Origin of the sequence: Dietzia kunjamensis (assembly GCF_045689975.1) — a bacterium.
In the GTDB taxonomy this organism is placed as follows: domain Bacteria; phylum Actinomycetota; class Actinomycetes; order Mycobacteriales; family Mycobacteriaceae; genus Dietzia; species Dietzia kunjamensis.
The window spans coordinates 314,813-334,208 of the sequence record NZ_CP143297.1; the positions used below are offsets into that span (position 1 = coordinate 314,813).

Sequence of the window (19,396 nt, forward strand, 5' to 3'; positions counted from 1 at the left end):
GCGGCGGGCTCCGAGGGCGCGGCGGGCGGCAGGCAGCGGGCGGCAGTCGTCGAGAAGAGCGTTTCGTGCACTGCTACTCGACCGATACGGGTGAAAGACTCTTGTCGACGCGGCTACTGACGGCCGGATGGCTGTTTACCCCGCGAACTCCGCCAACTCGGCCTCCTCTCCGCGAACTCCTACCCCGCGAACGCGGCCGCCGCGGTGGCCAGGTCGAGCAGTGGCTGCGGCACGATCCCCAGCAGGATCGTCACCACGACCGCGACGCCGACGACCGCGTACGTGACGGGCCTGCGCGCGAACGCCACCTCGCCGGCGCCAGCGGAGCCCGACCCAGCGGAGCTGAACCGCCCGGATCCGGCGCCTGCTGAGCCGTCGCCCGCATCGCGGAAGAACATCACCACGATCACGCGGACGTAGAACGAGGCAGCGATCGCGCTCGTGAGCACGCCGATCACCACGAGGCTCACCGCGCCGCCGGCAACGGCTGCGGAGAACACCGCGAACTTGGCGATGAACCCGCTGGTCAGCGGGATGCCCGCGAGTGCGAGCAGAAGCAGTGCGAACGCGCCCGACACCAGTGGCTGACGTCGGCCGAGCCCGGCCCAGGCCTGCAGGTCGGTGATCTCGGCGCCGTCGGGCGCGCGGACCAGCCCGGCCACCGCGAACACGCCGACGGTGCTCACCGCGTACGCCGCGAGGTAGAACAGCACGGCGGAGGTACCGGCCGCCGGAGGGCCGAGCACCCCGGTGAGCAGGAATCCGGCGTGCGCGACGGAGGAGTAGGCCAGCAGGCGTTTGACGTCGTTCTGCGTGACTCCGACGACCGTGCCGACAATCATCGTCAACGCCGCGATCACCCAGAGCACGGGCGCCCAGTCGTCCTCGAGGCGGGGGACGGCGGTGTGGAAGAACCGCAGGATCGCACCGAACGCGGCGAGTTTGGTCCCGGCGGCCATGAACGCCGTGATCGAGGTGGGCGCGCCCTGGTAGACGTCGGGGGTCCAGGTGTGGAACGGCACGGCCCCGACCTTGAACAGCAGGCCCACCGACATCATCGCCACGCCGATCAGCGCCAGCGAGCTGCCGCCCTCGGCGGCGACCACTGCTGCGATGCCGCCGAATTCGACGGTTCCGGCGTACCCGTAGATCAGCGCGGCGCCGTAGGCGAAGATCGCCGAGGAGAAGGACCCCAGCAGGAAGTACTTCACCGCGGCCTCCTGGGAGAGGAGCCGCCGCCGGCGGGCCATGCCACACATCACATACAGCGGCAGGGACAGCACCTCTAGCGCGATGAACACGGTGATGAGGTCGTTGGCCGCGGGGAACAACATGAGCCCGCCCGTGGCGAACAGTGCGAGCGGGAAGACCTCGGTCTGGGAGACGCCCGTGCGCTCGGCCTCGCGTTCGGCGTCGCCGCCCGGGGCCAGGGCGGCCTGCGGGGCGAAGCCCGCGAGCACCGGGCGACGGGCCGTGGCCGACGCGCCCACCGAACCCGACGAGGCCCCGGCCGCCGCGCCCACCCGGGAGCGTTCCCCGATGAGCACCCCCGCCCCGATCGCCACGAGGACCGTCGCCCCCTGCAGGAACAGCGCGGGCCCGTCCACGGCCACGGCGCCGCCAGCCGTCACCAGCCGCGTCCCGGCGAGCAGAACCACCGTCACCAGCGCCGCGACGAGCCCGCCGAGGTACAGCACCAGCTGCGCGGCATAGCGGTGTCGGGCGGGGGCGAACGCCTCGACGAGCACCGAGACGATCGCCGTCCCGAGCACCACGAGCAGCGGCAGGAGCGAGGAGTAGGCGATGTCCGGGGTCATCGGGTGGCACCTTCCACGTGGGCGACGGTCTCGGCGACCGCCGGGTCGATCACGTCGAGCGCCGGCTGCGGGTAGAAGCCCAGCACGATCAGCACCACGACCAGCGGGGCCAGCACGACGCGCTCGCGGGTCGTCAGGTCGGGCGTGGACCGCAATCCCGGCGCGAGGGGCCCGCCCATCACCCGCTGGTAGGTCCACAGGATGTAGACGGCCGCCAGGACGAAGGTGGACGTGGCGAGTACGGCGGCGACGGGGTAGACCTCGAACGTGCCGACGAACACCAGGAACTCGCTGATGAACGGGGCCAGCCCGGGCAGTGACAGCGTCGCGAGCCCGGCGATGAGGAACACCCCGGCGAGCACGGGCGCGGCCTGCTGCACCCCGCCGAAGTAGCCGATCTCGCGGATCCGGTGCCGCCGGACGAGGAACCCGGCCACGAGGAACAGCGCGGCCGTGGCGATGCCGTGGTTGACCATGTACAGCGTCGAGCCGGTCGCCGACTGCTCGGTCGCGGCGAACACACCCAGCACGATGAACCCGAAGTGGGAGATCGACGCGTACGCGATGAGGCGCAGGAGGTCGGTCTGGGCGATGGCCATGATGCCGCCGTAGACGATGCTGATCACCGCGAGCGTCACCATCACCGGCGCCGCGGTCGCCGCTGCCTCGGGGAACAGCGGCAGCGAGTACCGCAGCATCGCGAAGGTGCCGACCTTGTCCACCACGGCCATCATGAGCACCGCGGAGGCGGGCGTCGCGGCGACGGCGGCCCCGGGAAGCCAGGTGTGGAACGGCCACAGCGGGGCCTTGATCGCGAAGGCCAACGTGAACCCGGCGAACAGCAGCAGCATCGCGCCCGGCGGGATCTGCAGTCGCCCGTCGGCGACGGCGTCGGTGATGAGGCGGTAGTCGAAGGTGCCGCGGCCGTCGGGCCCGAGTCCGGCCCGGGCTGTGTACATGTAGAGCCCGAGCACCGCGGCCAGCATGACGAGTCCGCCGAGCAGGTTGTAGAGGAGGAACCGGACGGCCGCCTGCGCCCGGTCCGCGCCGCTGTCCCCGAACGCGCCTGTTCCGAATCCCCCGATGAGAAAGTACAGCGGGATGAGCATGGCCTCGAACGCGACGTAGAACAGCAACACGTCCAGGCTCGTGAACGCCACCAGCGCGAGCCCCTGCGTGGCCAGCATGAGCGCGGGGTAGGACTGTGCGCGCCGGCCGTCCGGGCCGGGGCCGTCGACACCGGGCGCGTCGGTGTCGTGCCACCCGGCCAGCAGCAGCAGCGGCATGAGCGCGGCGGTGAGCAAGACCAGCACGAGCGCCACGCCGTCGATCCCGAGTGTGTACGTCGCCCCGAACGCGGGGATCCACGGCCGCGACTCGACGAACTGGTGGGTGTCGCCGCCCGGCTCGAATCCGACCGCCAGCGCGACGGCCACCCCCAGGACGACCAGGGACGTGACCAGGGCGAGGGGCCTCGCCGCGCGGCGCGCGCTCGCAGGGAGGACGACGACGACGAGGGCGCCGACCAGGGGCGTGAGCCACAGCGCGGTGAGGAGTCCGGGGCCGGTCACAGGACGCCACCACCCAACATCGCGGCGATAACGAGAACCGCGCCGATCAGCATGTACAGCGCGTAGGAGCGGGTGAGTCCGGATTGCAGGAGTCTCGTCCGGGCGGACAGTGCGCCGAGGGTGGTGCCGACGCCTGTCGCCGCCCCGGCCACGACCCGCCGGTCGATCACCTCCGTGCCCGCGACCAGGGCCTGGCCGGGTCGCATGAACACCGCCTCGTTGAGGTCGTCGGCATACAGGTCGCGCCGGGCGGCCCGCGTGAGCGCGGAGCCGGCGGGGGCGGTGGCCGAGACCTCACTACGGGTGTAGCGGTGCACGGCGAGGGCGATGCCGACGGCCACCACGACCAGGGAGGCGGCGGTGACCAGCCACACCGGTAGGACGTGCTCCGGGTGGTGCTCTCCGACGACCGGGGCGAGCCAGTCCTGAAGCCGCCCGCCGAGCGACAGCAGCAGACCGGAGAGCACCGATCCCACGGCGATCGCGATCATCGGCCCCGTCATGATCGCCGGCGACTCGTGGGGGTGGGCGTCGTCGGCCCAGCGCTGCGGACCGAAGAACATCAGGATCATCACGCGGGTCATGTAGAAGGCGGTCAGGCCCGCGCCGAGCAGGGCCACCGCCCCGAGGAGGTAGCCGACCGCCGATCCTGAGCCGAACGCGCCCGCACCCGCAGCCGACCCGCTGCCCACGTCGAACGCCGCGGAGATGATGCCCTCTTTGGAGTAGAAGCCGGCGAACGGTGGGACGCCGATGATGGCCAGGTAGCCGAGTCCGAAGGTGACAAAGGTGACCGGCATGACCGCGCGTAGGGCGCCGTAGCGTCGCATGTCGACCTCGTCGTTCATCCCGTGCATCACCGAGCCGGCGCCGAGGAACAGTCCGGCCTTGAAGAAACCGTGGGTGAGCAGGTGCATGATCGCCAGTGCGTATCCGGCGGGTCCGAAGCCGGCGGCCATGACCATGTAGCCGACCTGGCTCATGGTGGAGGCGGCGAGAACTTTCTTGATGTCGTCCTTGGCGCAACCGATGACCGCACCGAACAGCAGCGTCACGGCGCCGACCGTGATCACCGCGGCGCGCGCGGTCGGGGTCGCGTCATAGATCGGGTTGGACCGGGTGATGAGGTAGACGCCCGCGGTGACCATGGTCGCGGCGTGGATGAGGGCGGACACCGGGGTGGGACCCTCCATCGCGTCGCCGAGCCAGGACTGCAGCGGCACCTGGGCGGACTTGGCGCACGCGCCCAGCAGCAACAGCAGCCCGAGCGCGGTGACCAGCCCCGAGCTCACCGCCCCGCCGTCGGCCCCCGCCGCCCCGCCGCCGGCCGCCCCGCCGCCGATCGCCGAGAACACGCCCTCGTAGGACAGCGTGCCCAGCTGGGTGACCATGACCATCAACGCCACACCCAGACCGATGTCGCCGACGCGGTTGACGACGAACGCCTTCTTCGCCGCGGTGGCGGCGGACGGCTTGTGCTGCCAGAACCCGATGAGCAGGTAGGAGACCAGGCCGACACCCTCCCAGCCCAGGTAGAGGCCGAGGAAGTTGTCCGCCGACACGAGCAGCAGCATCGCCGCGAGAAACAGGTTGAGGTAGGCGAAGAACTTGCGCCGCGCCGGGTCGGCCGCCATGTAGCCGATGGAGTACACGTGGATGAGCAGGCCGACACCCGTGACGAGCAGGACGAACACCATGGACAGCTCGTCCAGGCGCAGGCCGAAGTCCAGCTGGAACTCCCCGACCGAGACCCACTCGAACAGGGTCTGACCCGCCGCGCGGTCGCCGGCGTCGCGGCCGGTCATGGCGACGAGTTGCCACACCGCCACCGCGAATGAGGCCAGCGCGGTCGCGCACCCGAGCAGGTGGCCCCACCCGTCCGCGCGGCGACCGAGCAGCAGCAGGACCGCCGCGCCGAACAGCGGCAGTGCGGGGATGAGCCAGAGCGCGGACCCGGCGACGGCGGGGGCGAGGGCGGCTGCGGTCGTTGTCGTCGTCGTCACGGTCGTCGTCATCGTCGTCCCCCTAGTACCTGAGCAGGCTGGCGTCGTCGACGGACGCCGATCGGCGGGACCGGTAGATGGCCATGATGATCGCGAGGCCGATCACGACCTCGGCGGCGGCCACGACCATGATGAAGAACGCGAAGAGTTGGCCGGTGACGTCGCCGTGCATCCGAGCGAACGCCACCAGGGCGAGGTTGGTGGCGTTGAGCATGAGCTCGATGCACATGAACAGGACGATGGCGTTGCGCCGCAGCAGGAACCCGGCCGCGCCGATGGTGAACAGCACGGCCGAGAGGTAGAGGTAGTACTCGGGGGTCACCGTCGGCCCCCTTCGCCGGGTCCGCAGCTGCCGAGTTCGTCGGGACCGTCCGCGCGATCGGTCGCATGGCGCCGCAGCACCTCGCTCACCGAGTCGGGGGCGTCGGACCCGTCGGGCAGTCGGGCGGGCATGTCGGCGGAGTTGCGGCGCGCGTACACGCCGGAGCTGGGCAGCGGGGTCACGCGGGCGGAGTCGTCGGCCTGCCAGTCGAGGAAACGCTGCTGCGACATCTCCCGCTGGGTGAGGCGCCCGGTGAACCGCTCGCGGTGCGCCAGGACCATCGCGCCGAGGGTGGCGATGATGAGCAGCACCCCGGTGAGCTCGAACGCCCACACGTGCCGGGAGAACAGCAGCTCCGCCAGCGCGGGGACGTCGGAGTATCCGGGGGCGAACCCGGCGAACGGCGGCAGCTGCGCCCGCGCCAGCCCGGTGGCCAGCAGGATGCCGAACCCCAGGCCCGCGATGATCGCCGCCACCCGGTGCCCCCGGATCCGCTCGACCAGCGAGTCAGAGGACTCCACCCCGATGAGCATCACCACGAACAGGAACAGCATCATCACGGCGCCGGTGTAGACGACGATCTGGCCCACGCCCAGGAACACCGCCCCCTGCGCGATGTACAGCACCGCGAGCGAGACCATGGTCGCCGCCAGACACAGCGCCGAGTAGACCGCCTTGGTCGCCGAGACCACGCCGAGTGCGCCCGCCACGGCGATGGTGGCCAGCACCCAGAACAGGACGGACTCCCCGGTGGTCACGAGGCCCCCCTTCCGCGGCGCGCGCGCGAGCCGGCTGCGGTCGCACCGCGCGCCTCGGCTTCAACTGGCTCGTACGGCTCACCCTGTTCGGGTGCGGAGCCGGTGATCTCTCCGCGGTAGTAGTCGAAGTGGTCGGCGCCCGGGTACATGTCGTGCGGGGCGGGGACCATCCCGGCGAGCATCGGTCCGAGCAGGTCGTGCTTCTCGTAGATGAGGTCCGCGCGGTTGTCGTCGACCATCTCGTAGTCGTTCGTCATGGTCAGCGCCCGGGTGGGGCACGCCTCCACGCACAGGCCGCAGCCGATGCAGCGCAGGTAGTTGATCTGGTAGATCCGCCCGTAGCGTTCGCCGGGGGAGAAGCGTTCCTCGGCGGTGTTGTCGGCGCCCTCGACGTAGATCGCGTCCGCCGGGCACGCCCATGCGCACAGCTCGCAGCCGATGCACTTCTCCAGCCCGTCGGCGTAGCGGTTGAGTTGGTGTCGCCCGTGGTAGCGGGGCGCGGTGGGGACCTTCTCCTCCGGGTACTGCTCGGTGTGCGCCTTGCGGAACATCGTGGAGAACGTCACCCCGAACCCGGCGAGCGGTTCGAGGAACCCGGGAAGCCGGGACCGTGACTGCCTAGGCATGGCGGGACTCCTGACTCGGGGGCGTGTCCGCAGGTGTGGCGCGGTCGAGCGCGACGCGCTGGTGGGGGAGCGGCGGGACGGGGAACCCTCCGGCCGTGGGGTCGAAGCGCGCGCCCCGCGTGACGGACGCGGGTGGGGAGTCGCCGCGGGTGGGCGTGGCCCGGCCGCCGCGCCGGGATCGGGACCGATGGACGACGACGATGACCGCCACCGCCACCAGGCCCGCGATCACCATGGCGGGCGTGAGGAGAGCGGACCCGGGGCCCACGATCACCCGGATGGTCGCCACCGACATGACCCAGGCCAGCGAGACGGGGATGAGCACCTTCCAGCCGAAGGCCATGAACTGGTCGTAGCGCAGTCGCGGGAGGGTGGCTCGCAGCCACATGAACAGGAACATGAACGCCCACACCTTGGCCACGAACCACAGCAGCGCCCACCACCCGGAGTCCGCGCCGTCGATCAGCGAGAACGGCAGGGGGGCCTGCCAGCCGCCGAGGAACAGGGTGGCCGCCAGCGCGGAGACTGTGGTCATGTTGACGTACTCGGCCAGCATGAACATCGCGAAGCGCAGCGAGGAGTACTCGGTGTGGAACCCGCCCACGAGTTCGCCCTCGGCCTCGGGCAGGTCGAAGGGGGCGCGGTTGGTCTCGCCGACCATCGAGATGACGTAGATGACGAACGAGGGCAGCAGCAGGAACACGAACCACACCTGCGACTGGGCGGCGACGATCCCCGACGTCGACATGGTGCCGGCGAAGAGGAACACCCCGACGAACGACAGCGCCATCGCGATCTCGTAGCTGATCACCTGAGCGGTGGAGCGCAGGCCGCCGAGCAGTGGGTAGGTCGAGCCGGAGGACCAGCCCGCCAGCACGATCCCGTACACGCCGATCGAGGTGACGGCGAGGACGTAGAGCACTCCCACGTGCAGGTCCGTGAGCTGCAGCGGCGTGGAGTGGCCGAAGACGGAGACCACGGGCCCAAAGGGGATCACCGCGAACGCCATGAACGCCGGGATCACCGCGATGACCGGTGCCAGCAGGAAGATCGGCTTGTCGACCCCGGCCGGGATGAATCCCTCCTTGAGGGCGATCTTCACGCCGTCGGCCAGGCTCTGCAGGATCCCGCCGGGGCCGACCCGGTTGGGGCCGATGCGCATCTGCATCCACGCCAGGATCTTGCGCTCCAGGTAGATGGCCGCGAGCACGGTCACCACCAGGAACACGAAGACCGCGAGGACCTTGGCCAACACCAGCCACCACGGGTCCGTGCCGAAGGCGGACAGGTCGTTCACGCCGTCACCTCCCCCGCGTCCGCAGACGGGTCGGCAGCGGCGTGAGCTGCCGCGATGCCGACGAGGTCGCCGGCGGCCGCGCCGAGCGTGGGGCCCACCGCCGAGCCCGGCGAGTTCTGCGGCACCCAGACCACGCGGTCGGGCATCTCGGTGACGGCCAGCGGCAGGGTGATCGCCCCGCGGTCGGTGGAGACGGTCACCGGGTCGCCGTCGGCGGCTCCGAGTTCGCGGGCGGTCGTCGGCGACAGGCGGGCCACGGGGCGGCGGGCGGTGCCGGCGAGGTGCGGTTCCCCGTCCTGCATGCGACCGTCGTCGAGCAGCATCCGCCACGTGGCCAGGACCGCCTGCCCGGCGCCGGGCTCCGGACCCGCAGCCGCCCGCGCAGATGCCCCCGACCCCGCAGCCGCTCCCGCCGACGCCGCCGACCCCGCAGCCGCTCCTGGGGATGGCGTCTCGCCAGCGCTCCGGTCGGTGCGAGACGCCCTGCCGGGGCGCGGCTGCGGATCCGCATAGGCGGATGCGGGGCGGAGCGCGTGGCTGACGGCCTGCATCTCGCGGCGCACCGATTCCACGTCCGCCAAGCCGAACCATGCACCGGTCTCCTCCGCCAGGGCATTGAGGACCCTGTGGTCCGGCAGAGCGTCGGTGCCGGTCAGGGCGGCAGCGAAGGGGCGGGTCCGGCCCTCCCAGTTCACGAACATGCCCGCCTTCTCGGCGACTGCTGCGACCGGCAGGACGACGTCGGCGCGGTCGGTGATCTCACTGCGGCGCAGTTCGAGACTCACGACGAAGCCGGCGGCGTCGATCGCGGCCAGCGCGGCGCGCGGGTCGGGCAGGTCGGCGGCCTCGACGCCGCCGATGAGCAGGGCCCCGAGCTCGCCGGAGCCGGCCGCGGCCAGCTGCTCGGCGGTGCTCCGGCCGGGCGTCGCGGGCAGATCGTCGCAGCGCCACAGCTCGGCGAGGGTCCTCCGGGCGTCGTCATCTGAGACGGGAGCGCCGCCGGGCAGCAGTCCCGGCAGGCACCCGGTCTCGAGCGCCCCGCGCTCACCCGCGCGCCGGGGAATCCACGCCAGCCGTGCGCCGGTGGCATCCGCGAGCGTAGAGGCGGCGGCCAGGCCGCCCGGGATCGCGCCGAGCCGCTCGCCCACGAGGATGACCGCGCCGGGCTCGCGCAGGAGAGTGGGCAGGGCGCCGCGGGTGGGGTCGGTGGTCGCGGAGGGCCCGGTTCCGCTGGGCTCGGAGGGGACGACGGCGAGGGCGCTGAGCACCTCGGGCTCCGCCCCGGGGACGGTCGGCAGCAGAGCGCCGCGGGTCTTGCGGATGGCCGGGGTGGCGAAGGGCGCGATCGAGAAGACCTTCAGCCCGTGGTCGCGCGCGGCCCGCCGCAGGCGGAGGAACACGATCGGCGACTCCTCCTCCGGGTCGAAGCCCACGATAAGCACGGCGGGTGCGGTCTCGAGGTCGGCGTAGGTCACGGCCCCGCCGTCCTGGCCCGGCCCGCTGTCCTGACCCGTACCGCCGCCCGGGCCGCGCCTGGCAACCCGGTCGGCCAGGAAGTCCGCCTCCTCGGCCGAATGGGGGCGGGCGCGGAAGTCGACGTCGTTCGTGCCGAGCACCGTGCGGGCGAACTTGGCGTAGGCATAGGCGTCCTCGGCGGTGAGCCGCCCCCCGGTGAGGACCCCGGCCCGTCCGCGGGCGGCGGCCAACCCCTGGGCAGCGGTCGCCAGGGCGGTGGACCACGGGACCGGGACCAGCCCGCCGCCCTCGCCGCGGACCATCGGGGTGGTGATGCGGTCGCGCTGGGTGGCGTAGGTGAACGCCCACCGGCCCTTGTCGCAGTTCCACTCCTCGTTTACCTCGGGGTCGTCGCCGGCGAGGCGGCGCAGGACCTTCCCGCGACGGTGGTCGGTGCGCTGGCCGCAGCCGCTCGCGCAGTGCTCGCAGACCGCCGGGCTGGAGACCAGGTCGAAGGGGCGGGCGCGGAAGCGGTACTGCGCGCCGGTCAGGGCGCCCACCGGGCAGATCTGCACGGTGTTGCCGGAGAAGTAGGACTCGAACGGCTCGTCGCCGTACACCCCGACCTGCTGCCGGGCGCCGCGCTCGAAGAGGTCGATGAACGGGTCCCCGGCGATCTGCTCGGAGAATCGGGTGCACCGGGCGCACATGACGCAGCGTTCGCGGTCGAGCAGCACCTGCGACGAGATGGCGATCGGCTTGGGGAACGTGCGCTTGACCTCGGTGAAGCGCGACCGCCCGTGGCCGCTGGACAGGGCCTGGTTCTGCAGCGGGCACTCGCCGCCCTTGTCGCAGACCGGGCAGTCGAGCGGGTGGTTGATGAGCAGCAGTTCCATCACCCCGCGCTGGGCCTTGTCGGCCATCTCGGAGGTGAACTGCGTGCGCACCTGCATGTCCTGGGTGACCGGGGTGGTGCACGAGGTGACGGGCTTGGGCGCGCCCTCGACCTCGACGATGCACTGGCGGCACGCCCCCGCCGGCTCGAGCAGCGGGTGGTCGCAGAAGCGGGGGATCTGCACGCCCAACCGCTCGGCGGCGCGAATAATGAGCGTGCCCGGCGGCACCGAGACCTCGCGGCCGTCGACGGTGAGCGTGACGAGGTCGTCGGCGCGCTCTGACTTGGCGCGGTCGTGGTCCGGTTCCTGGGCGGGACCGCGGGCGTCGCGGGGCACGCCTGACTGGGCCGAGGTCATCGGGCCACCTCCTCGGGTCGTGTGGGATCCGGTCGTGTGGCCGGCCGCACGGGCGGACGCCGGGAGCCGGCACCCGCACGGTCGGTCCGGTCGAAGAGGGTGGAACGGCTGTGGTCGAACGGGCAGCCACCCGGGATGTGCGCGAGGTACTCGTCGCGGAAGAGCGCGATCGACGAGATGATGGGGGTCGCGGCGGCGTCGCCGAGAGCGCAGAACGACTTGCCGGCGACGTTGTCGGAGATGTCGAGCAGTCGGTCCAGATCGTCGGCGGTGGCGGTGCCGTCCTCGAGTCGGTGCATGATCTGCTCCAGCCAGAACGTGCCCTCGCGGCAGGGGGTGCACTTGCCGCACGACTCGTGGGCGTAGAACTCCGTCCACCGCAGCACCGCCCGTACGACGCAGGTGGTGTCGTCGAAGATCTGCAGCGCCTTGGTGCCGAGCATGGTGCCCTCGGCGGCGCAGCCCTCGTAGTCGAGCGGCATGTCGAGCTGGGCGTCGGTGAGCAGCGGGGTCGAGGAACCACCGGGGGTCCAGAACTTGAGGGTGTGGCCCTGGCGGATCCCGCCGGCCAGGTCGAGTAGCTCGCGCAGGGTGATGCCCAGCGGGGCCTCGTATTGGCCGGGCCGGGTGACGTGCCCGGACAGCGAGTACAAGGTGAAGCCGGGGGACTTCTCCGAGCCCATCGATCGGAACCACTCCGGCCCGTGCTGGAGGATCGACGGGACGCTGGCGATGGACTCGACGTTGTTCACCACCGTCGGACAGGCGTAGAGACCGGCGACGGCGGGGAACGGCGGCCGCAGTCTGGGCTGGCCGCGGCGCCCCTCGAGCGAGTCGAGCAGGGCGGTCTCCTCGCCGCAGATGTAGGCGCCGGCGCCGGCGTGGACGATCAACTCGAGGTCGACTCCGCTTCCGAGGATGTCGCGGCCGAGGTACCCGGCCTCGTAGGCCTCGGCGACCGCCACCTGCAGGCGGCGCAGGACGGGCACCACCTCACCGCGCAGGTAGATGAACGCGTGCGAGGCGCGGATGGCGTACGCGGCGATGATGATGCCCTCGATGAGCGCGTGCGGAGTGGCCATCATGAGCGGCATGTCCTTACACGTGCCGGGTTCGGACTCGTCCGCGTTGACCACCAGGTAGTGGGGCTTGGCGGCGGCCGAGGACTCGGTACCGGAACCATCAGTACCCGCGTCGCCGGTCTCCTGCGGGATGAAGCCCCACTTCCGGCCGGTGGGGAACCCGGCGCCGCCGCGGCCCCGCAGGCCGGCGTCGAGGACGGTGGAGATGACCTCGTCCGGTCCGGTGGCCAGGGCATTGCGCAGACCCGTGTAGCCGTCGTGGTCCAGGTAGGTCTCGAGGGTCCAGCTCTCGGGGGCGTCCCAGTAGCGGCTGAGGTATGGAGCGAGCGGCATGTCAGGCCTCCTCGTCCGGCGCGGTGGACGTCGATTCGGTGATGGCCGGCTCGGTGGAGGGCAGCTCAGTGGACTCGTCCGGCCCCCCGGGGGCGCGCATGTCGTGTTCGCGGGCGATCCGCAGCCCGACCAGGGTCGCGTCGCCGGGGGCGCCGTCGTTCGCGCCGGGGCGGGTGTCGGGGAAACCGGCGAGGAGGCGGGAGGTCTCGCGGAACGTGCACAACGGCGCGCCGCGGGTCGGGGTCACCGTCCGGCCGGCCCTCAGGTCGTCGACGACCTGCCGGGCGGAGGCGGGGGTCTGGTCGTCGAAGAACTCCCAGTTGACCATCATCACCGGGGCGTAGTCGCAGGCCGCGTTGCACTCGATGCGCTCGAGCGTCACCCGGCCGTCGTCGGTGGTGCCGGGCCCGTCGAGCCCCAGGTGGTCACGCAGGTCGGCGTAAATCTCGTCGCCGCCCATCACCGCGCACAGGGTGTTGGTGCACACCCCGACCAGGAAGTCGCCCGTGGGCGTGCGCCGGTACATCGAGTAGAACGTGGCGACGGCCATGACCTCGGCGGAGGTGAGTCCGACGGCGAGGGCACAGAACTCGATGCCGGCGGGCGTGAGGTGCCCGTCCTCGGCCTGGACGAGGTGGAGGAGTGGCAGCAACGCCGACCGGGCCTGCGGATAGCGGGCGATGATCACCTCGGCGTCGGCCCGCAGTCTCGCCAGGACGTCGTCGGGGTAGCGCCGGCGGGCGTCGGGCCGGACGATCGCCCCCGGCTCGTCGGGCTGCTGCCCGAACTGCAGGAAAACCGGTTCGCGACTCGTCGACTCCGTGCTGCTCATCGGTCCACCCCTCCCATCACGGGGTCGATGCTGGCGACCGAGGCGATGACGTCGGCGACCATCCCGCCCTCGCACATCGCGGCCACGGCCTGCAGGTTGGTGAACGAGGGGTCGCGGTAGTGCACCCGGTACGGGCGGGTCCCGCCGTCGGAGACCATGTGCACCCCCAGTTCGCCGCGGGGGGACTCCACCGGCACGTACACCTGGCCCGGCGGGACCGGAAAGCCCTCGGTGACCAGCTTGAAGTGGTGGATCAGTGCCTCCATGGAGCTGTCCATGATCTTGCGGATGTGCTCGGCGGAGTTGCCGAGCCCGTCGGGGCCCACCTTGAGCTGGGCGGGCCAGGCGATCTTGGGGTCGTCGACCATCACGGGTCCCGGTTCGAGCCGGTCCAGGCACTGCTCGACGATCTTCAGCGACTCCTTCATCTCGTCTACCCGGATGACGAACCGGTCGTAGCAGTCACTCGCCGACCCGGTGATGACGTCGAACTCGTAGTCCTCGTACCCGCAGTACGGGTCGGACCGGCGCACGTCGTGCGGCAGGCCCGTCGCCCGTAGGACAGGGCCGGTCACGCCGAGGGCCATGCATCCGGTGAGGTCGAGGTAGCCGACGTCCTGCAGCCGCATCTTCCAGATGGGGTTCTCCCGCAGCAGCAGTTCCATCTCGCGGATCCGCCCGGGCATCACCTCGAGCAGTTCGCGCACCTGGGGGACCGCCTCGTCGGGCAGGTCCTGGACCACCCCGCCGGGCCGGACGTAGGCGTGGTTCATCCGCAGACCCGTGATGACCTCGAAGACGTCCAGGACCAGCTCGCGCTCGCGGAACCCGAACAGCATCGGCGTGCTCGCGCCCAGCTCCAGGGCGCCGGTGGCCAGGGCGACCATGTGGGAGGAGATCCGGTTGAGCTCCATGAGCATGACCCGGATGACCGACGCCCGCGGCGGGACCTGCTCGGTGATCCCGAGCAGCTTCTCCACGCCCAGGCAGAAGGCGACCTCGTTGAAGAACGGCGACAGGTAGTCCATCCGGGTCACGAACGTCACGCCCTGGGTCCAGTAGCGGTATTCCAGGTTCTTCTCGATGCCCGTGTGCAGGTAGCCGATGCCGCAGCTCGCCCGGGTGACGGTCTCGCCCTCGATCTCCAGGATCAGCCGCAGCACCCCGTGCGTGGACGGGTGCTGCGGGCCCATGTTCACCACGATGCGGTCGTCGTCGGCGTTGCGCGCCGCCTCACTGATCGCGTCCCAGTCCTGCCCGGAGGCGGTGAGGATCGTGTCGGAGTCCGCGGCGCGGTCGGCACGGGCCGAGCGCCTCGCGCGGGTGCGATCGGCGGTCATGAGTACGCCCTCCGCTGATCCGGCGGCGGGATGGTCGCGCCCTTGTACTGGACCGGGATCCCGCCCAGCGGGTAGTCCTTGCGCTGCGGATGGCCCTCCCAGTCGTCCGGCATCTCGATCCGCGTCAGCGACGGGTGGCCGTCGAAGACGACGCCGAAGAAGTCGTACGTCTCCCGCTCGTGCCAGTCCGCCGTGGGATACACGCGGGTGAGCGTGGGGATGTGCGGGTCTGCGTCCGGGGCCGACGTCTCGAGCATCACGCGGCGGTTGTGGGTGATCGACTGCAGCGGGTACACCACGTGCAGCTCCCGGTCCGTGGCGTCGGGGTAGTGCACCCCGCTCGCGCCCAACGACATCTCGAACCGCAGGTCCGGGGCGTCCCTGAGGGTCAGGGCCACCGCCGGTAGGTGCTCCCGCTCCACGTGCAGGGTGAGTTGTCCGCAGTGGACCACGACCTTCTCGACGGCCTCCTGAAAACTCGGCCCGCCCCGCTGGTGCAGGGCCGCGGTGAGCGCGCGGATGACCTCGTCGTCGTCGTCCTCGTAGGGCGGTGGGGTACTGCCGGGCATCTCGGTCGGGCGCACAAGGCCCCCGAACCCGGTGGTGTCCCCGGAGCCACGGACGCCGAACATGCCGTGGCGCACGCCGACGGTGTCCGCGTCAGGGCTGTCCGTGCGGTCGGGTGGGTTCGGTGCGTCGGGGGCCCGGTCGCGGTCCGCGGCGCCGGAGTCCGGGCGACGGTCGGTCATCGGAACATCCCCTCGACGGGGATGAGCGGACGCTGGTCGAGCGCGGCCTGCTCCGCGGCACGGATCGCCTCGGCCCGGTTCGCGCCCAGCGGCATGTTCTGGATCTTGTCGTGCAGCGTGATGATCGCGTGCATGAGCATCTCCGGCCGCGGCGGACATCCGGGCAGGTAGATGTCGACGGGCACGATGTGGTCGACGCCCTGCACGATCGCGTAGTTGTTGAACATCCCGCCCGATGACGCGCACACGCCCATCGACAGGACCCACTTGGGCTCGGCCATCTGGTCGTACACCTGGCGCAGGACCGGGGCCATCTTCTGCGAGACCCGCCCCGCGACGATCATGAGATCGGCCTGCCGGGGGGACGCGCGGAAGACCTCCGTGCCGAAGCGGGCCAGGTCGTAGCGACCGCCGCTCGTGGACATCATCTCGATCGCGCAGCACGCCAGACCGAACGTCGCCGGCCACAGCGAGCCCTTGCGCATGTAGCCCGCCAGCTGCTCGACCGTGGTCAGCAGGAAGCCGGCCGGCACCTTCTCCTCGAGTCCCATCTCGGCGCTCCTCTCCGACGTTCCGGGTCAGTCCCAGCTCAGTCCGCCGCGGCGCCACTCGTAGGCGTAGGCGACGGAGACGTTGAACACGAACAGGGCCATCGCGGCCAGCCCGAACACGCCGAGTTGGTCGAAGTGGACGGCCCACGGGTAGAGGAAGAGGATCTCGATGCCGAAGATGATGAACAGCATCGCGGTGAGGTAGTACTTCACCGGGAAGCGGCCGCCGCCCGCCGGCTGCGGCGTGGGCTGGATGCCGCACTCGTAGGCCTCGAGCTTGGCGCGGTTGAACCGGCTGGGCCCCGCGAAGGAGGACACGCCCGAGGAGAAGACGGCGAAGGCGACGGCCAGGGCCCCGAGTACCAGGATGGGCACGTATTCGTTCACGTCGGCGTCACTCCTCGCGCTTGTGATGAGAAGCCGCCTGTGGGCGGGCCTCTACTGCAACCGCAGGGGGTTCGAGTGACCGGCGCTGATGGGGTCCGGTCGTCCGTCTCCCCGGCGGGCCGTTCACTGTGCGGCCCGCAACTGTGACTCTACTCACACTGTGTTGACGTGCGTCGGGGGTTCGGACAGATGGCGTCTCGGTCGTGCTCCGCGGGCGGGGGGAAGAGTGCGCGCGGCCGGGGGGCCGGTGTCAGGCGGGGGCGAGGAGCCCGTTCACCGCGTCGCGCAGGCGCAGCGGGTCGATCGGGTGGGGGACCGACGCGTCCGCGCGGGACCAGTCGGCGAGCCAGCGGTCGTCCGCCCGGCCGATGAGGACGAGCACCGGCGGGCAGCGGTCGAGCTCGTCCCGCAGCTGCTTGGCCAGGCCGAGTCCGCCGGTGGGCGTCGCCTCGCCGTCGAGGATCGCCAGGTCGACCCCGCCCGCGTCGAGGTGTTCGAGGGCGACCGGGGCCGTGGCGACCTCGAGGTACGTCAGCCGGGGCAGGTCCGGGTGCGGGCGGGTGCCGAGGGCGGACATCACGCGGCTGCGGGTGGCGGCGTCGTGGCTGTAGACGAGCACCCGCAGGGCGACGTCGTCGTCAACGGTCCGGCCGCCCGTGGTCTCGGTCACGATCGCGAGCCTACCGAGCGCGCGTGGCCGCGGGTGGCGGGTTGCGCTGCCGAGTCGGCTTGCGCTGCGGAGTCGGCTTGCGCTGCCGGATTGGACCCTAGAGGGCGCGCACGTGGGCGTTCGGCGTGCAAAGGGGGCGCGCAAGCCGGAGAGGGGCGGGGCGGCAGGGCCAACCGGGGCTGAAATGAGCGACGCGGCCCGGGCTCGAGAGCTCCGGGCCGCGTCTGCGGCGGAGGATAGGGGATTTGAACCCCTGAGGGGCTATAAACCCCAACCCGCGTTCCAGGCGAGCGCCATAGGCCACTAGGCGAATCCTCCGGGGAGGACAATACCCAGGACGCGCAAGCAGAGGCAAACCGCGGGGCCGAGCGGCCTCGGATCGCGGCCCGGGAGGCGGGTGGGGTGCGGCGCGGGAGGCGGGGCGGTTAGACTCGTCCGTGGACCCCGCGCGGCGTCCATCCTGTGAACTCCCCCAGGGCCGGAAGGCAGCAAGGGTCAGCGGGCTCTGGCGGGTGCGCGGGGTCCCCTTATGTCTTGGGACATGTCTTAGGGCACCAACACCGAAGTTGTCGATCCCGCCGGAGGCCACAGTGGCACTGTCCGATCTCCCCGCCGACGAACTCGCCCGACTCGAGTCGCAACTGGCCGCCGAGTACGACGCGCTGGCCGACAAGGGCCTGGCCCTGGACCTGACCCGCGGAAAGCCCTCGCCCGAACAGCTGGACCTGTCCGAGCGGCTGCTGTCGCTGCCGGGGGAGGGCGACCACGCGGCGGGTAAGACCGACGTCCGCAATTACGGCGGCGGGGCGGGACTGCCGGAACTGCGGTCGATCATCGCCGAGCTGCTCGGGGTGGAGACCGACCGCGTGATCGCCCAGGACAACGCGAGCCTGTCGATCATGTACGACCTGCTGACGTTCTCCATGCTCTTCGGCACGCCCGACTCCCAGCGTGCGTGGAAGGACGAGCCGGTCCTGCGCTGGCTGTGCCCCGTGCCCGGTTACGACCGCCACTTCAACATCACCGAGGCGCTGGGCATCGAGATGATCCCGGTGCCGCTGGGGCCGACCGGTCCGGACATGGACGAGGTCGAGCGTCTCGTGTCGAACGACCCGTCCATCAAGGGCATGTGGTGCGTCCCGATCTTCGCCAACCCGACCGGCGCGGTGTACGACGACCACACCGTGTCCCGCCTCGCGCGCATGGCGACCGCCGCCCCGGACTTCCGGATCGTCTGGGACAACGCCTACGTGGTCCACACGCTCACCGAGGATTTCCCCAAGGTCCCGGACGTCGACACGCTGGCCGCCGAGGCGGGTCACCCCAACCGCTTCTGGCAGGTGTGCTCGACCTCCAAGATCACCTTCGCCGGCGCGGGTGTGTCGTTCTTCTCCGCCTCGCGAGCCAATCTCGACTGGTACCTCGGCCACACCTCCGTGCGCTCCATCGGGCCGAACAAGGTCAACCAGCTCGCGCACGCCCGATTCTTCGGCGACGCCGACGGGGTACGCGCCCACATGCTCCGCCACCGCGAGGTCATCGCGCCGAAGTTCGAGGCTGCCGCCGCGGCCCTGGCCCACCGGCTCGGCGAGTACGACGTGGCCGGCTGGACCCGTCCCGAGGGCGGGTACTTCATCGACCTCGAGGTGGTCGACGGCACCGCCACCGAGACCGTCCGCCTGGCCAAGGAGGCCGGGGTGGCCCTCACGCCGGCCGGGTCCGCGTACCCCTACGGCAAGGATCCCGACGACCGTCACATCCGTCTGGCGCCCACGCTCCCGCCGCTGGCCGAGGTCGAGACCGCCATGGATGTCGTGGGTCTCTGCGCTCTTCTCGCGGCCTGTCGCGCGGCCCTCGCCGACTGAGCGATCGCTCGGCCCGCGCGGCGTGTAACAACTGCGCCATCCGCGTTAAGTCGAGACCTTAACGGACTGCACTCCGATCTCTTCTTCAGCGAGCGGGGAATCGACAGGTGACCAGCAGGTCTGCCGCTCGGTGATCTCGGACACATTCCCATAGTGTGAATGTAGATGTCCGTAGCTTAGGTAAGCCTGTCACCTGCATGAATGTAATTCACCCGTCCTGTTGAGCGGGTGTCAACAGAAGTGCGGTCTTGTCCGAGCCGGGCCCGTCTGGTTGTATCGGAGTTGTCCGAGCTAGAGGGATGCGGACACCGGAGACAGCTGAGGGGCTGTGAGGGGCCGGTGTCCGATATCGGTTCGGGAACCGTGCTGCGGGGGTCTGAGGGGGCCCGATCCGCGCGCGAGGGACGTCGGGAGGGGCTGCGTATGACGCGGCCCCTCCGGTCATTTCGGTCCATCCCGGATCACGCGTGATCGTCGTCGGAAGC

Annotated in this window: 16 protein-coding genes, 1 tRNA gene and 1 other RNA gene; 2 read left to right on the forward strand and 16 right to left on the reverse strand. The window is 71.1% G+C overall.

The annotated features are described in order from the left end of the window. Positions 1–179 precede the first annotated feature (179 nt). From nuoN to VZF99_RS01530, 16 genes are all read right to left on the reverse strand, one after another. Positions 180–1,817, reverse strand: coding sequence for an NADH-quinone oxidoreductase subunit NuoN (gene nuoN, locus VZF99_RS01455; protein ID WP_407335518.1), 1,638 nt, complete (start codon positions 1,815–1,817; stop codon positions 180–182). Then, complete coding sequence (locus VZF99_RS01460; protein WP_407335519.1) at positions 1,814–3,388, reverse strand: NADH-quinone oxidoreductase subunit M; 1,575 nt, start codon at positions 3,386–3,388, stop codon at positions 1,814–1,816. The genes nuoN and VZF99_RS01460 overlap by 4 nt, the downstream gene beginning before the upstream one ends. Continuing rightward, positions 3,385–5,403: an NADH-quinone oxidoreductase subunit L gene (gene nuoL / locus VZF99_RS01465; protein ID WP_407335520.1), complete on the reverse strand. Its 2,019-nt coding sequence runs from the start codon at positions 5,401–5,403 to the stop codon at positions 3,385–3,387. The genes VZF99_RS01460 and nuoL overlap by 4 nt, the downstream gene beginning before the upstream one ends. A 10-nt stretch (positions 5,404–5,413) precedes the next feature. Further along, positions 5,414–5,713, reverse strand: coding sequence for an NADH-quinone oxidoreductase subunit NuoK (gene nuoK / locus VZF99_RS01470; protein ID WP_154829294.1), 300 nt, complete (start codon positions 5,711–5,713; stop codon positions 5,414–5,416). Next, on the reverse strand, positions 5,710–6,471 hold the full coding sequence (locus VZF99_RS01475; protein WP_407335521.1) for an NADH-quinone oxidoreductase subunit J: 762 nt from the start codon (positions 6,469–6,471) through the stop codon (positions 5,710–5,712). The genes nuoK and VZF99_RS01475 overlap by 4 nt, the downstream gene beginning before the upstream one ends. Beyond that, positions 6,468–7,097: an NADH-quinone oxidoreductase subunit NuoI gene (gene nuoI / locus VZF99_RS01480; protein WP_407335522.1), complete on the reverse strand. Its 630-nt coding sequence runs from the start codon at positions 7,095–7,097 to the stop codon at positions 6,468–6,470. The genes VZF99_RS01475 and nuoI overlap by 4 nt, the downstream gene beginning before the upstream one ends. Further along, a complete protein-coding gene (gene nuoH / locus VZF99_RS01485) occupies positions 7,090–8,394 on the reverse strand; it encodes an NADH-quinone oxidoreductase subunit NuoH (RefSeq protein ID WP_407335523.1) in 1,305 nt (434 codons plus the stop codon). The genes nuoI and nuoH overlap by 8 nt, the downstream gene beginning before the upstream one ends. Then, positions 8,391–11,102, reverse strand: a complete 2,712-nt coding sequence (locus tag VZF99_RS01490; RefSeq protein ID WP_407335524.1) for an NADH-quinone oxidoreductase subunit G — start codon at positions 11,100–11,102, stop codon at positions 8,391–8,393. The genes nuoH and VZF99_RS01490 overlap by 4 nt, the downstream gene beginning before the upstream one ends. Beyond that, the gene (gene nuoF, locus VZF99_RS01495) at positions 11,099–12,517 is read right to left on the reverse strand and encodes an NADH-quinone oxidoreductase subunit NuoF (RefSeq protein ID WP_185951075.1); all 1,419 of its coding nucleotides are present in this window, start codon (positions 12,515–12,517) and stop codon (positions 11,099–11,101) included. The genes VZF99_RS01490 and nuoF overlap by 4 nt, the downstream gene beginning before the upstream one ends. A 1-nt stretch (position 12,518) precedes the next feature. Next, positions 12,519–13,349: an NADH-quinone oxidoreductase subunit NuoE gene (nuoE, locus tag VZF99_RS01500; protein ID WP_185951076.1), complete on the reverse strand. Its 831-nt coding sequence runs from the start codon at positions 13,347–13,349 to the stop codon at positions 12,519–12,521. After that, a complete protein-coding gene (gene nuoD / locus VZF99_RS01505; RefSeq protein WP_407335525.1) occupies positions 13,346–14,689 on the reverse strand; it encodes an NADH dehydrogenase (quinone) subunit D in 1,344 nt (447 codons plus the stop codon). The genes nuoE and nuoD overlap by 4 nt, the downstream gene beginning before the upstream one ends. After that, complete coding sequence (locus tag VZF99_RS01510; RefSeq protein WP_407335526.1) at positions 14,686–15,438, reverse strand: NADH-quinone oxidoreductase subunit C; 753 nt, start codon at positions 15,436–15,438, stop codon at positions 14,686–14,688. Before VZF99_RS01510 ends, nuoD begins: the two co-directional genes overlap by 4 nt. After that, entirely contained in the window at positions 15,435–15,989 is a 555-nt protein-coding gene (locus tag VZF99_RS01515) for an NADH-quinone oxidoreductase subunit B family protein (RefSeq protein WP_067714633.1), read from the reverse strand. Before VZF99_RS01515 ends, VZF99_RS01510 begins: the two co-directional genes overlap by 4 nt. Positions 15,990–16,016: 27 nt before the next feature. Next, positions 16,017–16,376 carry an NADH-quinone oxidoreductase subunit A gene (locus VZF99_RS01520; protein WP_067714630.1) on the reverse strand — a complete coding sequence of 120 codons (360 nt, stop codon included), beginning with the start codon at positions 16,374–16,376 and terminating at the stop codon, positions 16,017–16,019. 250 nt (positions 16,377–16,626) lie between these two features. Further along, entirely contained in the window at positions 16,627–16,953 is a 327-nt protein-coding gene (locus VZF99_RS01525) for a hypothetical protein (protein ID WP_227022381.1), read from the reverse strand. 323 nt (positions 16,954–17,276) lie between these two features. Next, positions 17,277–17,364: transfer RNA gene (locus VZF99_RS01530), tRNA-Ser, on the reverse strand. A gap of 118 nt (positions 17,365–17,482) precedes the next feature. On the opposite strand from VZF99_RS01530, the gene ffs reads away from it, so the two are divergent. Together ffs and VZF99_RS01540 are read left to right on the forward strand one after the other, a co-directional pair. Further along, positions 17,483–17,577, forward strand: an RNA gene (gene ffs / locus VZF99_RS01535) — signal recognition particle sRNA small type. Positions 17,578–17,636: 59 nt separating this feature from the next. Continuing rightward, a complete protein-coding gene (locus tag VZF99_RS01540) occupies positions 17,637–18,911 on the forward strand; it encodes an aminotransferase class I/II-fold pyridoxal phosphate-dependent enzyme (protein WP_185951079.1) in 1,275 nt (424 codons plus the stop codon). Positions 18,912–19,396 lie beyond the last annotated feature (485 nt).

Excerpts from the sequence above, each read along its gene's own strand:
- VZF99_RS01490 (WP_407335524.1), bottom strand. The coding sequence starts at position 11,102 with ATGACCTCGGCCCAGTCAGGCGTGCCCCGCGACGCCCGCGGTCCCGCC.
- VZF99_RS01510 (WP_407335526.1), bottom strand. The coding sequence starts at position 15,438 with ATGACCGACCGTCGCCCGGACTCCGGCGCCGCGGACCGCGACCGGGCC.
- nuoN (WP_407335518.1), bottom strand. The coding sequence starts at position 1,817 with ATGACCCCGGACATCGCCTACTCCTCGCTCCTGCCGCTGCTCGTGGTG.
- VZF99_RS01515 (WP_067714633.1), bottom strand. The coding sequence starts at position 15,989 with ATGGGACTCGAGGAGAAGGTGCCGGCCGGCTTCCTGCTGACCACGGTC.
- nuoI (WP_407335522.1), bottom strand. The coding sequence starts at position 7,097 with ATGCCTAGGCAGTCACGGTCCCGGCTTCCCGGGTTCCTCGAACCGCTC.
- nuoD (WP_407335525.1), bottom strand. The coding sequence starts at position 14,689 with ATGACCGCCGATCGCACCCGCGCGAGGCGCTCGGCCCGTGCCGACCGC.
- nuoF (WP_185951075.1), bottom strand. The coding sequence starts at position 12,517 with ATGCCGCTCGCTCCATACCTCAGCCGCTACTGGGACGCCCCCGAGAGC.
- VZF99_RS01525 (WP_227022381.1), bottom strand. The coding sequence starts at position 16,953 with ATGTCCGCCCTCGGCACCCGCCCGCACCCGGACCTGCCCCGGCTGACG.
- nuoL (WP_407335520.1), bottom strand. The coding sequence starts at position 5,403 with ATGACGACGACCGTGACGACGACGACAACGACCGCAGCCGCCCTCGCC.
- nuoE (WP_185951076.1), bottom strand. The coding sequence starts at position 13,349 with ATGAGCAGCACGGAGTCGACGAGTCGCGAACCGGTTTTCCTGCAGTTC.